Origin of the sequence: Paenibacillus radicis (ex Xue et al. 2023) (assembly GCF_024722015.1) — a bacterium.
Lineage (GTDB): Bacteria > Bacillota > Bacilli > Paenibacillales > NBRC-103111 > Paenibacillus_S.
On the sequence record NZ_JANQBD010000028.1, the window covers coordinates 26,824 to 47,441 of the forward strand.

Annotated in this window: 15 protein-coding genes; 12 read left to right on the forward strand and 3 right to left on the reverse strand. The window is 49.8% G+C overall.

Annotation, left to right across the window (positions count from 1 at the left end; genetic code table 11):
- Positions 1-34: 34 nt before the first annotated feature.
- Together NV381_RS30090 and NV381_RS30095 are read right to left on the reverse strand one after the other, a co-directional pair.
- Positions 35-910, reverse strand: a complete 876-nt coding sequence (locus NV381_RS30090; protein ID WP_258217014.1) for a phytanoyl-CoA dioxygenase family protein — start codon at positions 908-910, stop codon at positions 35-37.
- A 105-nt stretch (positions 911-1,015) separates the two neighbouring features.
- Entirely contained in the window at positions 1,016-1,903 is an 888-nt protein-coding gene (locus NV381_RS30095) for an AraC family transcriptional regulator (protein ID WP_258217015.1), read from the reverse strand.
- Between the two features lie 127 nt (positions 1,904-2,030).
- Between NV381_RS30095 and NV381_RS30100 the strand changes: the two genes are divergently transcribed.
- Positions 2,031-2,528, forward strand: coding sequence for a hypothetical protein (locus tag NV381_RS30100; RefSeq protein WP_258217016.1), 498 nt, complete (start codon positions 2,031-2,033; stop codon positions 2,526-2,528).
- A 133-nt stretch (positions 2,529-2,661) separates the two neighbouring features.
- Positions 2,662-3,651, forward strand: a complete 990-nt coding sequence (locus NV381_RS30105) for an alpha/beta fold hydrolase (RefSeq protein ID WP_258217017.1) — start codon at positions 2,662-2,664, stop codon at positions 3,649-3,651.
- Between the two features lie 154 nt (positions 3,652-3,805).
- On the opposite strand, the gene NV381_RS30110 is transcribed toward NV381_RS30105, so the two are convergent.
- On the reverse strand, positions 3,806-5,218 hold the full coding sequence (locus NV381_RS30110; protein ID WP_258217018.1) for a DUF5050 domain-containing protein: 1,413 nt from the start codon (positions 5,216-5,218) through the stop codon (positions 3,806-3,808).
- A gap of 232 nt (positions 5,219-5,450) precedes the next feature.
- Between NV381_RS30110 and NV381_RS30115 the strand changes: the two genes are divergently transcribed.
- The 10 genes from NV381_RS30115 to NV381_RS30160 all read left to right on the forward strand — a co-directional run bounded on the left by NV381_RS30115 (position 5,451) and on the right by NV381_RS30160 (position 20,557).
- Positions 5,451-6,209, forward strand: a complete 759-nt coding sequence (locus NV381_RS30115; protein ID WP_258217019.1) for a copper amine oxidase N-terminal domain-containing protein — start codon at positions 5,451-5,453, stop codon at positions 6,207-6,209.
- A gap of 359 nt (positions 6,210-6,568) precedes the next feature.
- Positions 6,569-9,004: a DUF7408 domain-containing protein gene (locus NV381_RS30120; RefSeq protein ID WP_258217020.1), complete on the forward strand. Its 2,436-nt coding sequence runs from the start codon at positions 6,569-6,571 to the stop codon at positions 9,002-9,004.
- A gap of 146 nt (positions 9,005-9,150) precedes the next feature.
- Entirely contained in the window at positions 9,151-10,080 is a 930-nt protein-coding gene (locus NV381_RS30125; protein WP_258217082.1) for an ABC transporter ATP-binding protein, read from the forward strand.
- Positions 10,077-10,973, forward strand: coding sequence for an ABC transporter permease (locus tag NV381_RS30130; protein ID WP_258217021.1), 897 nt, complete (start codon positions 10,077-10,079; stop codon positions 10,971-10,973). The genes NV381_RS30125 and NV381_RS30130 overlap by 4 nt, the downstream gene beginning before the upstream one ends.
- 465 nt (positions 10,974-11,438) lie before the next feature.
- Complete coding sequence (locus NV381_RS30135; RefSeq protein WP_258217022.1) at positions 11,439-13,145, forward strand: hypothetical protein; 1,707 nt, start codon at positions 11,439-11,441, stop codon at positions 13,143-13,145.
- Positions 13,146-13,180: 35 nt separating this feature from the next.
- Entirely contained in the window at positions 13,181-14,170 is a 990-nt protein-coding gene (locus tag NV381_RS30140; RefSeq protein ID WP_258217023.1) for an AAA family ATPase, read from the forward strand.
- Positions 14,167-15,060 carry a DUF58 domain-containing protein gene (locus NV381_RS30145; protein ID WP_258217024.1) on the forward strand — a complete coding sequence of 298 codons (894 nt, stop codon included), beginning with the start codon at positions 14,167-14,169 and terminating at the stop codon, positions 15,058-15,060. Before NV381_RS30140 ends, NV381_RS30145 begins: the two co-directional genes overlap by 4 nt.
- Positions 15,061-15,093: 33 nt before the next feature.
- Positions 15,094-17,271 carry a vWA domain-containing protein gene (locus NV381_RS30150; protein ID WP_258217025.1) on the forward strand — a complete coding sequence of 726 codons (2,178 nt, stop codon included), beginning with the start codon at positions 15,094-15,096 and terminating at the stop codon, positions 17,269-17,271.
- Positions 17,255-20,158, forward strand: coding sequence for a VWA domain-containing protein (locus tag NV381_RS30155; RefSeq protein ID WP_258217026.1), 2,904 nt, complete (start codon positions 17,255-17,257; stop codon positions 20,156-20,158). The genes NV381_RS30150 and NV381_RS30155 overlap by 17 nt, the downstream gene beginning before the upstream one ends.
- A 105-nt stretch (positions 20,159-20,263) precedes the next feature.
- The gene (locus NV381_RS30160; RefSeq protein ID WP_258217027.1) at positions 20,264-20,557 is read left to right on the forward strand and encodes a DUF6509 family protein; all 294 of its coding nucleotides are present in this window, start codon (positions 20,264-20,266) and stop codon (positions 20,555-20,557) included.
- Positions 20,558-20,618 lie beyond the last annotated feature (61 nt).

The window sequence follows — 20,618 nt, forward strand, 5'->3', positions numbered from 1 at the left end:
GTGGTGAGGCTCAATGGGTGCTGGGCTTCACCGATCAGCATTCCGCCCCAGTCATTTCATTGGTGAACATTTTCTTATACTCAAGCGGCGTCAGCTTCTTGGCTGATTCCGCTGCATAGTGGATCTGCATCGCCCGACGTCTTTTCACCGAAAAATTCGGTGGTGTCCCATGATGCAGGAGGCCTGAGAATAAAAGCGCACCGCCCGGCTTTAATGGAACAGCGACATCACGCTCGACCTGCACGCTCAGGTCACATAGCTGCCAATCACGGACAGCATAATGAGGAACGGCACCATCCCGATGGGAGTATGGAATGACGTGCATACAGCCGTTGTCCAACTCAGCTGGATCGAGTGCAATCCATATACCGATTACGGATTTGTCGAAAGCGAGTGGGCCGTAGGCCATATCCTGATGCCATGGCTTCTCGGCACCGCCTGTAGGCGGTTTCAAAATGGCTTGATCCTGCGCGACCTTAGCTTCTTCACCGAACAACTGTGCCATGACTCCCATGATACCGTCTTGAAAGGCCACATGTCTGAGCCGCGGCTCATGGTCAATATAATCATATATTTTGCGGGCTGCAAGCTCTCTTTCTTCATCAGAATGAAGCTGGGATTTTGGCTTGACGTACTGCACCTTGGAGCCTAATGAACGCTCATAGAGGATATCCATTAAGGCTTCTAACGAGTCCTTAATTTCCTTTTCATCCAATACTTCATCAATAACTAAATAACCGCGTTCCCAAAATTGTCTCACATGCTGTTCGGTAAAGTCTTGTATCGTTCGGATGCGGTCCGATTCAATAGAATCGTAGCGGTACAGCTTCTCGGCGATGTCTTGGGCTAATTGCTGCTCATCTTGATTTTCGTAAGAGTATAAGGTTCTTGGCTCCTTGGCTTCGTTCATTTTGTTACGGCCTCCTTCATCTTCTGCTTGAATTTATCATACCAAGCAGAAGGGGGCATAGAAATGAAGGCAGAATACGTTTTTTTATACTTAAACCGATATCAGTTAATTTTCGTTGTCATTGTCCTCATCGTTGTGATTGACACTGCCGTGAGCGCGGGAGGGCTCTGTTCCCCACTTGTACTTGGATGGCGGAGCTCCATAATGTTCCTTGAATTGCTTGCTGAATAAATAAACGTTGGCATAACCCAAAGACTCTGCAACCTGAGATACGTTCATGGGAGTTTCCATAAGCAGATGCACAGCTCTTTCCAAACGAACATCGGTGATGTATTGCTTGATGGAGGTACCGGTGTACTTCTTGAACAAAATGCTTAAATATTCTGCAGAAAGCTGAACATGATCCGCAATTTCCTGATGCGACATTCTTCTTCCAACGTCCTCACGGATATAACCGATCACGCGTGCGATCACTTGCTTTTGCTTGCCGGCCGATGAGGTTTGCTCCTCCTGCTGCCGACGGTACAGATACAGCATAATTTGTTTGAGCATCAGGTTATACTCGATATCCGACCAAGCGCCATTGTTGTATACGACTTGCAGCAATCGGTTTAACAGCATTTCTATAAACAACGTATCACTTACTAATGTATGGCGATCAGGAAGCAGCGAGGCATCAAAGGGCTTTTTTGAAATCAAATCCGTCAGATTAAAATGGATGAAAATAACGGTCAGCCGATCGTTTAAATCCTGTGTTGCCTCTGTTATATCGCCTGGACGAATAAGAAAACAGCTGCCTTTTTGGATCGGATACGAGACTCCATTTATTGTCATAGTTCCCTTGCCAGCAACGGCATACCATAGATCGTAATCCTGTAGCGGCTGGTGGGGTCGCCAATGCCATGCTGGCTCACAGCGAGCCTTGCCCGCATTGGAGCTGCGTTCAAAGCTCGCGTTGAGAAGCGGGAAATCTTCTATCGGGTGCTTGTCCATCGCGGACTTCTCCTATTCTAATAGCTTTATTAAGCTCCGATTTCTTCAAGCCTGGACTGTAACTATTTCCCTGTTGCTCTCGTTATAGAAAAGAAAGCATCCTATTAAATTGAAAAGGGGGATCTTTATGGAGGTACGCACGGTATATTTCTCCGACCGATTTTTCTCGACCGGGTTGACAGATATTCGTGATGAGCACAACAACAAAATGGGCGAGCTTGATCTGCAAAGCATGTTCTCTTCGGGTATTCATGTACTCGATGATCGGGGGCGTATGACTTATAGCGGTAAATTCCGCTTTTTCTCCAATACATGGTTAGTACTGGACCGAGACGGTGATGAGATCGGTGCTCTTAAAGCAAAGATGGCTTTTTTCAAAAAGCATTATGCGTATGTCGGTCATCACGGAGAGCTTCGGATTGAGGCTCCTGCTTTCTCCAAGGAATATACGGTTACGACAGTCAGTGGTGAAGTAGTAGCAGAATTCGCTAGAACGGATGGAATGTTCTCTTCAGGCGCCTTTGCTTTGAGGAATCTTTCCGCCCTGCCCATAGAAGAGCTTATCCTGGTTGTTATGGGAGTTCATGCCATCCAAAAAAGGCAGAGCGCTGCGGCCAGCACCTAATTGTCAATATATCACACAGGACACTGCGAATGAACCAACAAATATGCTGAGGCTTAGGAAAAAAAGTGCATGGAAGAGAGAGCATTGGGAAATCTAGAACTATTAGGAATGACAATATGCGGGGTGCTCTTTCATGCCAATGGTCGAATTGAACGGAACACAGATTCATTATCAAACAGAGGGGAACGGGGTGCCGATTGTTTGCATCCATCCTCCGATGATTTCCAGTAACTGCTTTACCTACTTGCGTCAGCAACTGGCCGATACTTTTCAGATCATTACATTCGATATTCGAGGACATGGAGCAAGCGAGCCGTCCGAACGAAAGGTAACCTATCCGCTTATTGTCGGGGACATCAGGCAGCTGCTGGATGCCCTTCACTTACCTTCGGCTTACCTGTGCGGATATTCTACCGGCGGGTCAGTCGCTTTGCAAGCGATGCTAACTTACCCGGATCGTTTTCTCGGGGGGATTCTGCTCAGCTCGATGCCGGAAATGAGCGATTGGTACAATCGGGCCTGGATATGGGCGGCGATTCAAGTATCTCGGCTTAAAGGCAAGCATCTAATGGCGGCTGTGATGTCGGCGGGGAATGCGGATAAGATGCAGACGTTCCAACGTTTGTATAGACAAGCTATACAAGGGCATATCCGCAACAGTCAACAATATTTCGAATACAGCCTGAGTTTCAATTGCACGAAGCGGCTCCATGAAATTGACTCCCCGATACAGCTGATCTATGGGCAAAAGGATAGGAGATTCCACCGATATGCCCATATGCTGAAGCGTAATTTGGCACAAAGTACCTTGCAATTTATCGCTAACGCCAATCATCAGCTGCCCATTAAGAATGGGGTGGAGCTCTCCGGGATGATTCGCTCGTGGATTGAGCTTGCAGAAGATGAACGCTGGCGTGAGTCCAAGCATAGACAGGTGCTTACGCATGAGCATGTGAACGACAATGAGCTTGAGAGTCAATACGATCTTGAGAATGAATATGGGAATCACAATGAGCAAATAGCGCACTTTGCGGATAAAGAATTCACTAAGGCTCTGGAAGCGCAAATTGCAGAACTATCGGAGCAACAACCAGATCAGCACGAGAAGCATGAAGATTATTAAGCTAATAGATTAACGCTTTTATGGGTAGAAATGGAACGGATGTACAGCTCCCCTCGCAGGTTCGGTGAAGGGAGCTGTACATCCGTTCCACTAGAAAGTCCAACTGCCTTGTCACTTTGTAACCAACGATATCTCCCCTGACCAAGCGGTCACATCAATCGACATCCATATGAACTAGAGTATTGCTGCTCTGCCAAGAATTTTGAGATATATATAATGATTGATCAACGAAATAAAGCGCCGCTGAACGCGCTTCCCCCAATCCTGAAAGTCCGGTTCCATCTATTCGCAGCTTATCCATATAGGCCGAGCTATGAATGCCAAAGGTTCCGTTCATCATATAAATCCAGCCTTGGCGGTAGTGCAGAGTTGTTATCCAATGATCCGAAGTATAAAGGGGAATGATTACAGAACCATCTGCGCTCATTTTATTTAACTGTTTTCCGTAATCACCGACATAGTAGATCCAATCATCGATAGCAATTGCTCTGGTTACATTGTATTGAAGCTTGCTTTGCTCATAACCATCGAGGTTCATTCGGTATAGGTTAGAGGGTTCATCGTCACTTTCCTGCATCAGAAAATAGATCTGCCCGGCATTTATGAAGAAGGGATACATCCTTATCCCGCTGACAAGCTCTTGATCGTCCGACCCATCGATGTTCATTTTATGGATGGTTTCCTTCGTTTGATTGCTGCGGATATAATAAATCCAATCGCCCTGCACCCATATTTGTGCAGTGGACACAGCGGATACCTGTGAGCGTTGGGTTCCGTCGGTCTTTATTTTGTATATACCGTCCATTTTATTCGTATAGTACAGCCAATCACCCACGATGTTGATGAATCTTGCATTGTCGTCAGATAGCTTCACTTCTCCGGTACCGTCCTTTTTCACCTTCACAAGCCGATTAGGCCCTTCATAACTCCCTTCTGGATTCATATAAATCCAATCGCCTTGAACCGCAAGCTGACCAGAATTGGCGACATTCAAAACGTCAGTCTGCTTCGTTTGGTTGTTCGACATTCCGCCGCACGACTCGATTCCGAATCCGCGATCCATGTTCCCCCAGCTTGTTTTCCAGCCGAATTCGTCGTTTGTAAATTTCCAGCTCATTGGAAAATAAGTTATACTCCGATACAACAGCAATGGATAAGGTTCTTCTGCGTTAATAATTGCTTTTCCGTTCACTTGGACATGGAATGGAACGAGAACAGCTGATTGGCTGTTGTCATTCGATTGGATCTGCGGAATTAAATCTTGCTTAAGCGGTACGCAGGCAACATTCTTTTTCAGCGATAGTCCGTTGGCTGCGTCCCAATGGAGCGATAAACCAAGTGCGGAGGTATTGTTCCATGTCATAGGGAAATAAGTGACGTCTTTGTAGATCAAAAGGGGGTACTCACTGTGCCGCAAATCCATAACAGTGCCGTTCACAGTAACGGGAAATTGGGGAAAGCTCACTTGAACATCAAGTGGAGCTGCTGCCTGTGAAACAGGAATATGCCAAGCTAATGACAAGCTGATTAACAGCGTGATGAGGCTGAGGTTTATTTTATTAAGCATAGAGCACTCCTTTTAAAAAACGAATAGTTATTTCTTAATCTTTTAACGTGAAATCAGTTGCTATAGTTACACCAAAAGAGGATGAAAATAGAAATTGTTACAAGAAGGGAGATCAAAGGAATCTGGGGCGAAGGTAAATAGTATCCAAGCGGCCATGCAGAGGAATTAGTTAAAGGTTGCAGCAGATATAACATTTTATGGTATATTGGAAGAAAAAGGAGTTCGAGATTTTATGAGGAAAACTATTATTGTTCTTTCTATTATCCTGATAATCGGGTCAACTGCGACGGCAGTTGCCGCTTCCGCTGAAGCTGTGCAGGCGACCGTTGCCAAGTTTGTATTTAAAGTGAATGGTGTAGAGAAGGAATTAAAGTACAGCCCTTTAGTAGTGGATGGAACTTCATATTTACCTGTACGAGAGGTTGCTGACCTGCTCGGATACGAGCTTGGTTATGAAGATACAACGGGAACAATCAGTTTCGAGCAAAAGCAGGATAAGAGCAATCCGTATCAAGAGTTGACCGAAGCTCCAGACTTATCAGAATGGATCAATGTTCTTGATTTGATTCGATTTTATGAGGGAAATGATATTAAAGCCTCTTTATCTGGTGATAACTCCGTTACAAATCTAAATATAGGTGCTTTTGGAATTGGCTTCCCTTTTTCATTCGAAGATCAGTACAAGCAGGGGGATGTCCCTAAGTTATACCAGAAATACAAGGGGAAGCTCTCTATGTTAGTTTACAAAAACAATATCCACGTCAAAAAGTCCAACATTAAAGATTTAGGTTTTCCTATTGAAGATGAATGGATGCCGGCAGCGGATTTAACGAAAACTTCTACAAAATTTGATTTCAGTTTACTTAATGGCGTAGGGAAATTGAAGCCAGTGTTTCTATACACCGAACAAGGGATCATACGTGCCATGAACTCCAAAGCGGGGATTTTACTCAACAAAGAAGACTTAAAAGCAAGAGGACTAATTAATTAATTAATTAATTAATTAATAGTGTCAAGCGATGACAAATTGTGTAGCTGGAAGAAAATAGTACTGTGATTAAAATAGAATGAAGAGTATGAATAAAACCGCCCACATCTGGACGGTTTTATCCGTATTTACAGCAGTATGTTCACCAAAGTCAGTTCTCGATCTTTAACTCGAAAAGCAATCTCTAAGGTTTGGCAGCAGCGCGAACTGGATTCCAGTTGTTTTTACGCAATTCATTAGCTAGGATAGTCTGCATCATAAGACCCAAATATTTACTATTCAAGCAACTTTTCTTTATGCATAAGCGTCAATAGAGAAACGGGATTTAGAACAATTTCCCATGAATGGAGAGGAGAAATACGGTGGTACTAGACAGAGAGAAGAAACGGCTCACCTTATGGATGGGGATCATGGTTGTTGTTCTGTGTGTGTGTTCCTTACTGTGGATTCGGCCTGCGGCAGCTGCGGGTTCGATAGAGCTCCAGATGGAAGCGGGCTATGATGGTAAAATAAAAGATGGACAGTGGTTTCCGGTTAAATTTACCGTGACCAATCCGTCTGAAGATGTAAGCGGCGATCTGGTTGTGCAGATGGTCAATCCAATGGGAGGCAGCGACGCCACTTACATCAAGCACATTGACTTGCCTAAGCAGACGACGAAGGTTGTGTGGATGTCTCTGCCGGGCATGTCGTACAACAGCAAAAATAATGTTATTAAATTTTATAAAGGTGATTTAAGTAAAGGGGAGATCGTCCCCATTACCAAAGGCAATGATTACATAGCGGCAACGCCTACTCAGTCGGTTCAAGTAGGGGTGCTGGCGCGGGACCCGGATACACTTAACTTTTTATCGCTTCTGCAGTCAAAAAATATAGCGGTCAGCGTCATTCATTTGAAGCCGGAGCAGCTTCCAGGCGAATCGGTTATGCTTGAAAGTCTCGATGTGCTCGCCCTGAATGATTTTGCCTCCGACCAATTGAAGGAAGATCAGGTTACAGCAATTACGTCATGGGTAAATCGTGGCGGTACGCTGGTGTTGGCTGGTGGCGCCGGGTACCCTAAGACGGCTAAAGCTTTCGAGAGTCTGTCACCGGTAACTTACACAGGAACAACCTCTTTATCCGGTCTGTCGTCACTCGAGCAAGCATCGGGTAAGGAGCTTAAGCTTGGCGAGCCTTTTACGGTTTCAACATCAGGGCTGAGATCAGGTGAGATCATTACCCAGGAGAAGCAGCTGCCCCTTTTTGCCAGAAAAAACACAGGAAGTGGAGAAGTATGGTACGTGGCCTATGACCTCGCGCTCAATCCGGTCGCCTCGTGGAACGGAAATCCCGAACTATGGGAGAAAGTAATCCAAGGCCACTCAGGACCAACCAATATGAAGCGTGGAAGACCGGGCTATTCCTTCATGAATCAATTTATGGAAGTGCAGTATGCGCTCGATTTTTTCCCTTCGTTAGTGTCGCCGTCCTTCTTCCTGCTGCTGATCGTGTTTCTGATTTATGTCATTCTTGTAGCTCCGTTTTTATATCTGCTGCTGAAAAAAATGGATAAAAGAGAGTGGGCCTGGATTATCATCCCAGCCTTTTCTATTCTGTCGAGCGCCGTTATTTTTATGATCGGATCTTCGGACAAAAGCTCAACATTAATACATACACTCAACACTCTGGAGCTTAACGGCAGCGGTCAAGGGCAGCGGACAAGTGCTACAGCTGTGTTTGTTCCTCGCGGTGGGAATTATGAGCTTGAGGTTCCTAAGGCTGCACGCACAGTTTTGGCTAACACGAATCAGGGCTTTGGTTCTAATGGTCAGCTGACCGGGATTTCCGATCAACACATTCGTCTGGATGCGGAAAAAACGCGAATTGGTTGGTCGGATGTACCTTATTGGTCTGTGCGCAAAGCATGGGTTCAAAACGATGAAGTCGAGCAGTTAGGTAAGTTCGAGGTGAACATGACGTTGGATTCCACTGGACTTAAAGGTGAAATCGCCAATGCAACGAAAAGTGACCTGAACGATATTAATATTATTATCAACCGGAGCGTGTACAACGTAGGAGAATTAAAGGTTGGGGAGAAAAAGCCGATTGCGTTAACTTCTCCTACAAATATTAATAATGGTAATTTCGATTACGGCTATCTTTTGTTTAATAACCCGAACGGAATGAATGGCGGCATGATATACAGAAACGGCAATGGAAACATGGATACCCATGAACGTGAACGCCAAATGATCAATTCGTACATGAACAATAGCAGCAAAGGGATGAATCAGGGGAAACCCGTAGTCATCGGCTGGAGTAAGGATAAGCAATCGTTATTCAAGGTGAACGGCAAGGAGGCTAACTCCGATCAATTGAACCTGTGGGTGCAGGCGGTTGATTTCCAAGTTGTTCAAGGGGATAAGATATCGATTCCTGCAGGCTATATAAGCCCTGTTATTGCTGCTAACAATACGAATCAATTATTTATGGAGCCAAACGGAATGGTAGTGATCGGCAATGGTTCTGTGACGTTCGAATACGCTCTTCCGAGAATTCAGGGTGCTTCCTATACGAAGCTGGATATGCGTATGCCAGGTGGAGCAGGCGTTCCGCAGTTTCTGACATTAGAGCTGTGGAATGGGGAAAAGCAAGATTGGGAGCCGCTTGACCTGCGCACCCCGGTAGAAAAAAAGGATAGGCTGTCAGCTTATATCATAGACGGTGGGACTACAATACGAATGAAGGCTACGACCACACAACAGTTCGGCTTCCAGTTCCCTGAGGTAGCCTTGGAAGGGACGGTGCGCCAATGAGCAACGATCAGGAAGTGAGCAAGCTGAAGATGGGAAGTACAGAGGTAGCAGAGCCGTTGAATGAGAACGGGGAGATTGGCACAGCGGTGAGTGCGGGTCGAGAAATGGAGAGACCGGCGGGTGATAATCAGAATTTGCCTAAGCCGATGATAGAAATTAAGGATTTAACGAAAACCTACGGCAGCTTTACTGCGTTGAAATCGATGAGTATGGATATTGCCAAGGGCTCCGTGTTTGGATTCGTCGGACCCAACGGAGCCGGTAAGTCAACTACGATGTCGATTCTGGCGACGCTGCTCGCACCGACCTCGGGCTCGGCCAAGGTTGGCGGCTTCGAAGTAACAGAGTATCCGAAGGAAGTGCGCAAGCTAATCGGCTACATGCCGGATTTCTTCGGTGTGTACGATCAGTTCAAAACAACAGAGTATCTTCATTTCTATGGAGCCAGCTATGGAATTCCACGAGCTGATCGGGAGAAGCTCATTCCTCAGCTGCTGGAGCTGGTTAACTTAACGGATAAAGCGGATTTCTATGTCGATTCCTTATCGAGGGGGATGAAGCAGCGGCTATGCTTGGCACGGTGCTTGGTGCATGATCCAGAGCTGCTGATTTTGGATGAGCCGGCGTCAGGGCTTGATCCGAGAGCCCGGATTGAAATGCGTGAGATATTGAAGGAGCTTAAGTCGATGGGTAAAACCATCTTGATCTCCTCGCATATTTTGCCGGAGCTGGCGGAAATGGTGGATGAGATCGGCGTCATTGAACATGGACAGCTAATTGCCAAAGGCAAGGTGCAGGATATCCAGAACCGGATGCGGGTCAAACGGGTATTGCACATACGTGTGCTGGAGCGGGAGCAGGAGGCGGCGGCATTTCTGCAGGATCAGCCACATGTTTCCATGGTGCTGCATGATGAGCAGGGTATCCATGTGCATTTCGGGGGACAGGATGAGGATCAGTCCAACTTGCTCATGGAGCTGATTGGCAAGGGCTACCGGATCATAACGTACAGTGAAGCGCAAACGAATCTGGAGGATGTGTTCTTGGAGATTACGAAAGGAGGCGATACGCTGTGAGGAATGGGCTCGGTTGGCGCCAAACATTAATTAATCCTGTATTGGACAAAGAGTTCCGGCTGCGCATGCGGACGGCGCGCTCGTCTCTGTCATTGTTGTTCTATTTGCTTGCTATTGGGCTGTTAGCAATGGGTTTTATATACTTAAATACAGGCGGAATTCGCGGCGGAGCAGCGAGCTTCCGCCCACAGGAAAGCCGGGAGCTGTTTTATTTCCTGAGCATTGCCCAGCTGGTGCTGGTTGCTTTTATGACACCTGGCCTGACGGCCGGCGTCATTAGCGGGGAGCGGGAGAAGCAGACGCTGAACATACTGCTGACGACACAGCAGAGCTCGACAACGATTATTTTGAGCAAGCTGGTTTCTTCATTAAGCTTTATGCTGTTGGTTATTATCGCTACGCTGCCGGTATACAGCATCGTGTTCCTGTTCGGCGGCATTTCTCCTAAGCAGCTGTCTTTGGTGTTCTTGTTTTATATTTTTGCAATGTTCGTGCTGGGTGCGTTCGGTGTACTGTTTTCAACCATATTTAAGCGGACGATGATCTCAGTTGTCGTGACCTATGGCTTTACTCTGGCTGTATTTGCCGGAACGGGACTGTTATATATCTTTTTACAGGGTGTGCTGCGTCAATACAATCAAGGGGTCAATCCTCCATCTTACAGTTGGGTTGGCTATGTGCTCGGACTTAACCCGGTTGCTGCGCTGCTCAGTATTTTCGAGCCGAGCCTCAATCGTGAAGCGTTCGGCAATAGAATGACGCCTAGCGGCACACCGACGCCCCCACCTATTGAGCTGTGGCAGGAATTTGTTCTTGTATATGCAGTGTTGGCTGTTGGAGCGCTGCTGCTAAGTATTCGATACATTCGCCCGAGATTGAAGAAGCGGGGTTAGATTTGTTGATGGAATAGGGTGGATTTCTAAATAACGAGTAGCGAGTTAATCGGATGTTGGACCTATGAGATGAGGTTAACCGAGAGCATCTTATTTGCTTCTAGATGGCAGGTAGAGGAACTGGGATGCGCTATTTGGTTGTTCACACGTCATAAATCAAATGAAACGGAACTAGGATGTCTTATTTGTTGGAAATGTGGGCATTTCGGCAGGTTGGAGATGAAATAGCGCATCGTATTTCCGCAACTTCATGAATATGATGAGATGCAAGACAAATAACGGAATGATGTTCCGTGAGAGTGGGGGCTTCTCATAGATAGCAGCCCTATTGATAAAAGGATGAAGGAGCTCCGAATCTATGGGGAAACTCCCTTTATTGCACCAAGTATTCAACACCGCTATGGAGTGACTGGAGTGACTGGAGTCGGCGTAATGGAATAAGAGATGAAAGGAGTCGTTATAGCTATGCTGAATGTGGAGTCGCAGCGTTTGCTGGAGCTGCTTCGGCCGGTCCGACGCAGAATGCTTGGAATCCGCATGACGGAGCTGGGTGCACTGGGTCTGGTGGCGGGATTGATTGCTGCTTTCCTATGGATGCTCGCCGGGCATTTCTTTCCGATTCCTTATTATCGGTTGGAGGCTGTGCTGCTGGTGCTCCTTGGGGGAATGATTGGTGTGCTGTACCCTTTGATAAGAAGGATAACGCCAGAGGCGGCTGCTAAAGTACTGGATAAAGCGGGTGCCGAGGAAACTGTACTTACGGCGCTTCAATATTTGCATCAAGACACACCTATTATCCGTATGCAGCGTGAATCGGCGATTGCTTTTACCGAAGCGGCAGTGCGAAATCTTCCGAAGGTAGTTATGCTGAGCGGATTTAAAAGGCGGCTATGGGTTATTGGCATCTGCTCCTGCATGCTGGCGGTCACGCTTATTCTACCTAATCAGATGGATGGAATTTTGGCACGAAAGCAAGCGGAAGCTTCATGGGTGGAAGAGCAAAAGCAGAATGTGGAAAGTATGGCAGAGAAGCTGAAGGCTGAAAAGCTCGATCCCATTGTCAAAAAGCCAACCGAGCAAACGCTCCTGCAATTGCAGGAAGGACTTGAGCAGAGTCGGGACGTTAAGACGGCGCTTGATGAAATGGAGAAGTCGATGAAGGAGCTGCAAAAGCAGGCGGAGCCGTTAGCCAAGCGACAGGCTGAAGCGGAGCAGTGGGCTGATCAAATGCAGCGGCAGCCGATGCTCAAGCAGCTAGGGCAAAGCCTGAAGCAGCAGGACGCTTCAATGCTGCGCCAAAGCGCCGAGCAATTGCGCGAGCAGGTGCTGAAGCTGACGAAGGAGCAGAAGGAAGCACTCGCGAAGGAGCTGGAGAAGCTCGCAGCAGCGATGCCGGATGCTTCATCGGAGCAGGCGGAGCGGCTGCGCAAAGCGATGGAGGCTGCTGCGAAGGAGCTGCAAAAGCAGGCCAGCGACGCATCGGCCGATCCGGCGCAGCTCGAAGCGCAGCTGAAGGAGCTGGAAGCGCGGCTCGCTGAGGCGCTCCAGCAGCAGCAGCTGAACGCGCAGCAGCAAGCGCTGGCGATGCAGCAGGCCGCGCAGATCGCGCAGGCTGGGCTGCCGATGGCAGGCCAACTGGCGGCACAGGGCGCAGCGCTCTCAGCCGCGTGGGGCCCGAGCGGCCTCGCGAATGCGCTGGCCACGGCTGCGATGCCTGCAGGCCCCGGCGGCACGCCGAGCTCTGGCGCGCCGCCAGGCGCAGGAGCACAGCCGGGCACTGGTGCCGGAGCGGGTGCCGGAGCAGGAGCCGGAGCGGGTGCAGGGGCAGGTACCGGAGCGGGTGCAGGGGCAGGTACCGGAGCGGGTGCAGGGGCAGGTGCGGGAGGCAACGGAGCGGGAGTCGGCAACGGGCCGAGGAGCCTGGTAACGACGCCGCGTAATCTGCAAGGCTCTGGCAACGTGCAGTCCGATCAAGGGGCGGTTAACGGCTCCGGGGGCGAGGTACAGAAGGGCGGCTCCTCGCCAATGATGGACGGAGCGACGAGGCCGTATGAGGAAGTGTTCACCGAATACGCCAATGAGGCCAAAAGCTCGTTAAACCGCAGCCAGCTGCCGCAAAATGTACAGAATCTGGTACGTGATTATTTTACGGAAATCCAACCGAATCGATAAATGACAATGAACCATGCAGAGGTGAAGGTGAAGCCATGATAGAGACGAAAGCGCAAGTGGAACAATGGATGGGAACCTTCGCGGCAGTGAAGGAGCAGATCGGCAAGGTTATTGTCGGTCAGCAGGAGGTAGTCGAGCAAATTCTTTGGTGCATTTTTACCGGAGGACATGCGCTGCTAGAAGGAATCCCGGGACTTGGCAAAACGATGCTGGTCCGTACCATTGCCGATACGCTTGACCTCCATTTTTCCCGTATCCAATTTACTCCTGATTTAATGCCTGCGGATATTACCGGAACCAATATCATTCAGTTTGGCACCAAGGGAGAGACCTCCTACCAATTCCAATCAGGCCCTATCTTTGGCAATCTGATTTTGGCCGATGAGATTAATCGTGCGACACCTAAGACGCAAAGCGCTTTGCTTGAAGCTATGCAGGAGAAGACGGTGACAATCGGCACTACAACGCATCAGCTTCCTCGTCCTTTCTTTGTACTGGCAACGCAAAATCCGTTGGAGAACGAAGGCACCTACCCGCTGCCAGAAGCCCAGCTGGATCGGTTTTTATTGAAGATCAACGTCACTTTCCCGACGAGAGAAGAGCTTAAGGAAATTATTATCCGGACTACATCAGCTTACGAAACCACAGTTGATACAGCAGCGAACGGTGCTTTATTGGAAGAAATCCAGCGTGGTGCGAAGGATATTCTGGTAGCTGACGATGTGTTGGATTACGCTTTGCAGCTGCTTATGATGACTCATTCTACTGAAGCCCAAGCGCCGGATTCGGTTCGGAAATACGTCCGGTATGGCTCCGGTCCACGTGGTTTGCAAGCTATCATCTCTGTCAGCAAGGTGCGTGCATTGAGCATGGGGAGGCTGCATGTTTCCGTGAACGATATTCAAAAGGTTGCCGTACCCGCCCTGCGCCACCGGATTTTCCTGAATTTTGAGGGTCAAGCCATGGGCGTATCTACGGATACGCTTGTTCAAGATATTATCGCCTCCTTGGAGAGAAGCCGATGAACGAGTCGGGCTTGCTGCTGGATTCCAATCTGATGCTGCGTCTGGATGCTTTGCAGCTTTCCACCAAGAACCGGGTTCGCGGTACGATGCAGGGCAAACGAAGGTCTCGACAGCTTGGCTCCTCGCAGGAGTTTGCAGATTACCGCTTGTACACCCCGGGCGATGATACACGCCAGTTTGACTGGAATGTATTCGGTCGAACCGGCAAGCCCTTTATTAAGCAGTTCATGGATGAGCAGGAGCTGCAAGTGAACTTATATATCGACTGTTCACAGTCTATGGATTTCGGCGAGGGTGCAGCGAACAAATTTTTGTATGCTCGTCAGTTGGCTGCGTGCATAGGGTATATCGCGCTTGCCGGCTATGATCGAGTCAGCACACGGCTGTTCAGCGACCAGATCGATCGGCAGCTGCCTATGCTGCGGGGCAAGGGATCGATGCACCGGCTTGTGCAGTTTTTGGAGCAGGCAGCTGTCGAGTCGTCAGGCGACATGGCAGCCGCCATGATGCAGCCTGCCCAGCTTCCCAGGCAGCCAGGTGTGACATGGCTTTTTTCTGATTTTCTATATGAATCAGGGGTCGAGGAGTCGCTCTCCTATCTGCTTGCCGCCCGTCAGGAGGTTGTAATTGTGCAGGTACTCTCCCCGAAGGAGATGCATCCTGATTTAGCCGGTGACCTGCGACTCATCGATAGTGAATCCCTCTCGGGCAAGGAGGTCGCGGTTACCGGCCGAATCATCAAGGCCTACCAGGAGGCAGTTGGGCAGTACACGCGAGGTCTGCAGCGCTTTTGCCATGAACGTAATATGACTTACGTCTTAACGGTAACGGATACGCCTCTTCTGGATACGGTTCAACGTGCTTTTCGGCAGAGCGGTGTGTTGCTGTAGCGAATTTGGACATAAAAGTAAGAGGTGACAACCATGCAATTCCAGTCGCTCCTCAGCCTGTGGTTCGGGTTGACGCTGCCTGTGATCGTTCTTATGTATATTTTAAAACGCAAATATATCGACACCATCGTGCCCAGCCATCTGCTGTGGAATCGAGTGCTTCGCAATCTGGAGGCGAATACCCCCTGGCAAAAGCTGCGCAACAATTTACTGCTCCTTCTCCAGCTGCTGATCGCTGCTTTACTGGTGTTAGCTTTGATGCAGCCCTTTATATGGAGCTCCGGAGGGGCCAAAAACCATGTTGTGGTCGTGCTTGACCGCTCTTTTAGCATGGAGACATTAACCTCAGCCAAGGGTGAGAACGGACAGCTGCTTAGCAGGCTGGAGCAGGCGAAGCAGGACATAGCTCAACTTGTGAAAAAGGACGCCTCCAGCAGCGCAATCACATTGATTACGATGGGGGGCCAGCCGGATGTGTTGGTATCTCGTGAGATAAAGAGGGATGCCATTCAGGCTGCATTAAATGAAGTCACTCCATATTATGGGAAAACAGCCTATAAAGAGACCCTATCTTTAGCAGCAGCGCTCACTCAGGATGATAAGGATTCAGAAATCCGCGTGTATACAGACGGTCAATGGACGGATTCGACAGCTGGGCTGTCCTTTCGTGTTCCGGTAAAGGTGATACGTGCTGGACAAGCGGGGGAAAGCGTTGAAAATGTGCGTGTTGTTCAGTTCGGCGTCAAGCCTTCAGGTGTAATGGGTACATCGGCAATCTCAAATGGCTCGCCTGGTACAGAGGGCTCGCCTACATCGACAAGTACAAACGGTTCAACTGGAGGAGCATCAAATGCAAGCACATCAAGCACTAATGGCGTAGAACTGATCCATGCTGTGGCTATGCTGAAAAACGAAGGATCAAACAAGCAGGAGTTCGATATTGAGCTTTATAGCGGCAGCAGCTTAGGGGATGTCCGTCATGAATCCTTGCAGCCCGGGGAGCAGAAAACCTTCTACTTCGACAAGCTTCAATCAGCCGATTATTACAAGCTGACGGTTAATATAAAGGATGCGTTGGCGGCTGATAATCAAGCTTTCGCCTTTTTACCGGGGGAGCGGACCAAAAAGGTGCTGCTTGTGACGGAAGGCAACGTTTTTCTGGAGAAGGCGCTTCAGCTATCACATGCGGAAGTGACCAAGGTGCAGACAGGCGGGGCTGGACCCTTAACACCGCCTCGCAGCGGGGTTGATCTGGTCGTACTTGATTCGGTGAAGGCGGCGGACATTGCTGATAAAGCATGGCAGGAGCTGCTGGAGCAAAAGCCGGTCTGGTATATTCACACACCGGCACAAATGGCAGAAGTGAATGCGCCTGCGGCTGAGTATCAGATTATTGATCATCCTGTAACCCAGTATATCCGGCTGCAGGATACGCATATTGCCAAGCTTCAGAAGCAGGAAGCTGTCTCTTGGGGAAAAGCGGTTATCTCACTGGGATCACAGCCTATCGTCTACGCAGGATCGGATAAAGGACAGCCCAGACTGCTGTTTGCATTTGACCTGCATCAATCGGATCTGCCGCTGCGCTCAGAATTCCCTGTATTGGTACAGAACGCCGTTGAATGGCTCGGCAGCCGCCAAGCTTTCAGTTTAGGCAGAGCTGTTGCCGGTGAGCGCATAGACATTCCGCTCTCCGGCAAGACGACCTCAGCGGAATGGCTGCCGCTCGATATCGTCGGCGATCCGCTGCCGGTTATTGCGGCTGAGAAGGCGGAAGGCTCCGTAACCAGCAGTCAGACCGTGCCGAACCGGCCGGGGCTGTATCAATTTGTGGAGCATGCGGCTGCGGGAGCTGGGGCAGGCAGCAGCTCGGCTGACCGCAAAACTTATCTTGAGGTCACGGCTGATCCGAGGGAAACGGCTGTTATGCCCCAGCAGGAGCCTGTTTTTGCTGCACAGGGCTCCGCGGCTGCAAATGGAGGCACACAAATACAACCTCAGACTAACGGTGGGTCCAATGCTGCTAGCGATCAGTCAACACAGCCTTCATCAGCTGGAGACGAAGTTGGCAGCCAAGGGAAAGCTGCCAATGCCGGCACCAATGACCATAACGGACAATCACTCTACTCGTTGGTCCGTTGGGCTGTGCTGCTGGTAACAATCCTGATGCTTGTGGAATGGGGGGTGTACCGGCGTGGGACTTCAATTTAATGAGCCGTGGTTTCTGCTGCTGTTGCTCCCGCTGATTGGATTTGCCATATGGATGTGGCGAACCAAGCTGCAGCTGCTCGGCACACGCAAAGCGTTAGCTGTCGGCTTGCGGACGATGATTTTGTTGCTGTTGATTTTATCGCTTAGCGGCATTCAATGGTTTGCGACTTTGGAGCAGAAGGCTGTCTATTATGTGATCGACCGCTCGGACAGCATGCAGACAAGCAAAGCTTACGAGCAGTGGCTGAAGGCATCCGCGGATGCCAAAGCAAAGGACGATCAGATCGGCGTCATTTCTACAGGCCTGGATGCAATTGTGGAGCGGAGTCTGACTTCCCAAAGCTTAAACGAGTTCAGTTTTACAGGCCAAGTCAACAGGCAGTTCAGCAACCTGGCTCAAGGGCTGCAGTTGGCTGGCTCCATGCTGCCTGATCTGTCCACGCCACGGGTCGTGCTGCTGACGGACGGCAATGAGAATGTCGGAGACCTGCTGAGGCAGGGAAAGCTGCTGAAGGACAAAGGAATTCCGGTAGATGTTCTGCCTTTGCCTAAATCCGCGAAAAAAGACGTTTCCATCGACAGCCTGAAGCTGCCTGAGAAGCTGTACCAAGGTGAGAAATATACATTGGAAATTGCCATTGCCAGCACTTTTGCCGGTTCGGGAGAGCTGCGGATTTATGAAGAAAATCAGGAAATATCGAAGCAATCGGTCACGGTTGAACGGGGGGATAACCGGTTTGTTTTGCAGAGTCTTGCGAAGGAAGCCGGATTTCACCGTTACCGTGCTGAGCTGTATTTTGCCGAGGATGAGCAGGCTGAGAACAATATAGGGTACGCCTTTAGCAGGGTGACGGGGCCGCCCAAAGTACTTGTTGTTGAAGGTGTGACAGGCAGCTCCGGCAACATTGAGTCCGTATTGAAGTCGAGCTTTATCGGCTATGAGGTTATTCCACCGGAAATGCTTTCGCGCGAGATGGCCAATTATGCCGGTTATGACAGCATTATTTTAAACAACGTATCCGCAACCAGGATCTCAGGACCACAAATGGAAATGATCGAAACGGCTGTCAGCAGCTACGGGATAGGGCTAATGATGCTGGGTGGGGAAGACAGCTACGGCATGGGAGGTTATTTTAAAACACCGATTGAAAAAGCGCTCCCGGTCTACATGGATTTACAGGGCAAAAGGGAGATCCCCTCGCTTGGTCTGATTCTTGTGATTGATCGTTCCGGAAGTATGGCAGGCGGCAAGCTGGAGCTTGCGAAGGAAGCGGCGATGCGCACGGTGGAGCTGATGCGGAAGAAGGATAGCGTTGGTGTTGTGGCGTTCGATTCGACGCCGTGGTGGGTTGTCGAGCCGCAAAAGCTGACCGATCGCAAAAAGGTGCTGGAGCAGATCCAATCTATTCAACCTGCCGGAGGCACGGAAATTTATACCGCGGTGGACGAAGCTTATCAGCGGATGCTGAAGGTGGAGGCGCAGCGCAAGCATATTATTCTGCTGACGGACGGCCAATCGGCCACGAATCAAAGCTACGAGCAGTTAACGGAAAATATGCTGAAAAATAATATGACCCTGTCCTCGGTTGCCGTAGGCGAAGGGTCGGATGTGCAGCTGCTGGAGTCCATTGCGAAGATGGCCAAAGGGCGGTTCTACTATACGAACGACCAATCGACTTTGCCGGCGATATTTAGCCGCGAAGCTGTTATGATGGCGAGGACCTATATTGTGGACCAACCTTTTGTACCGGCTTTGGGACAGACTGGGGAGTGGAAGGGGCTGTTCGGAGACGGTGTGCCGAAGATAAATGCTTATGTGGCAGTGACCCCGAAGGAGACGGCTGAGGTAGCTCTTATGAGCCCTGAACCGGACCCGCTGCTTGCCAGATGGCAATACGGCTCGGGAAGAAGCGTTGCTTGGACCAGTGATATTACCGGAAAGTGGTCAGCCGATTGGATTGCATGGGACCGTTTCTCCAATGTATTCAGTCAGATTATCAAGTGGACATTTCCGCAGTTTCAAGCGTCTCCGTTTACTCTTTCCTCCCATTTGAACGGTAACGAGGCAACGCTGGCCATTAAGAGCAGTTTGTCCGGCGTTCAAGGCGATGCTCAGGCATCGATAACGGATGACACGCTGGGGAAGACCGAGCTTTCTTTGTCTCCAACGGCTCCTGGTGAATATGAATCGAAGCTGGCTGTGCAGAAGCCGGGAGTGTATTTAGCGAAAATTGATCTGAAGGATGCATCCGATAAGGAAAAAAGCTTAGGCAGCTTCACCACCGGATTCGTTATACCTTATTCTCCGGAGTATAAGATCAATCCGGCTGACCCGGCAGGCAAGCTGAAGCAGCTGGCGGAGCTGACGGGAGGGAGACTGCTTTCCCTGGAGCGGCCGGAGGAGGTGTTCCAAGGAGAAGTGAAGCCTAAGCGGCAGTCGCATGACATTTCGATGCCGCTGCTGATTGTCGCGCTTCTCCTCTGGCTGCTCGACATCGCGGTGCGCCGGCTGTCGATCCCGTGGGAGCGCGTGGCCGTCCTGTGGACGGCGCGCTCCCGCCGCCGGCTCCAGCCCGAGCCGGCGGCTGCCGCAGCCGGGCTCGAGCGGCTGCAGCAGCGCAAGCGCCTCGCCGGGCTCGCTCGCCCGGCAAGAGCCGCGAGCAGCGACGGGGCGACGCTGCTCGAACGCGGCGCATCGGCCGAGGCCGCCGATGCGGCAGCTCGCGCCAGCGCGCCCGCAGGCGCTGGCGGAGCACCGCCGATGCCGCCAAGCGCGGCATCGAATGCGCCTCCGCGCGCGGCCAGCGGCCCGCAAGCGCAGGCTCCGGCGCCTGGGGAGCAGACGATGAACCGTCTGCTCGCCGCCAAAAACCGCAAGCGGAGGTAAGCCGCTTGTCCCGCCGCTCCTTTCCTTCCTTGCAGATTACTGTATAATGTCTTAGAGACAGTTAGTTTTGGCAAAGAGGGTTAAGGTCGAGAGAGGAATGATAGCATGAGTGAAATAACAATTACTGCTTTTAGCGTGGAACAGGTTAAGGATCCTTTTAAAATTTTAACTGGGGAGCGCTATGAGTTTATACTGGATATTGAAGTGCCTGAGGATGATGAGCTGTACTCTGAAAGCGGGTTGTATATAAGGGTTATTTACCGTGTGGAGGAAGGTCTCAGTGGAATTCTAAGATACGAGATTTACGAGAGAAATACGGCAAAGTATTTGGATTTCGACTTGGAAGAAGATGAAGAAGCTCTACTAAGCGCTTTTTGTAAGGATAATTTGCCTGAATAGTTTCTTAATGAGGTTCACCGGAAAACATCTGGTGAACCTCTATTTATTTTTCTTCCTTGAT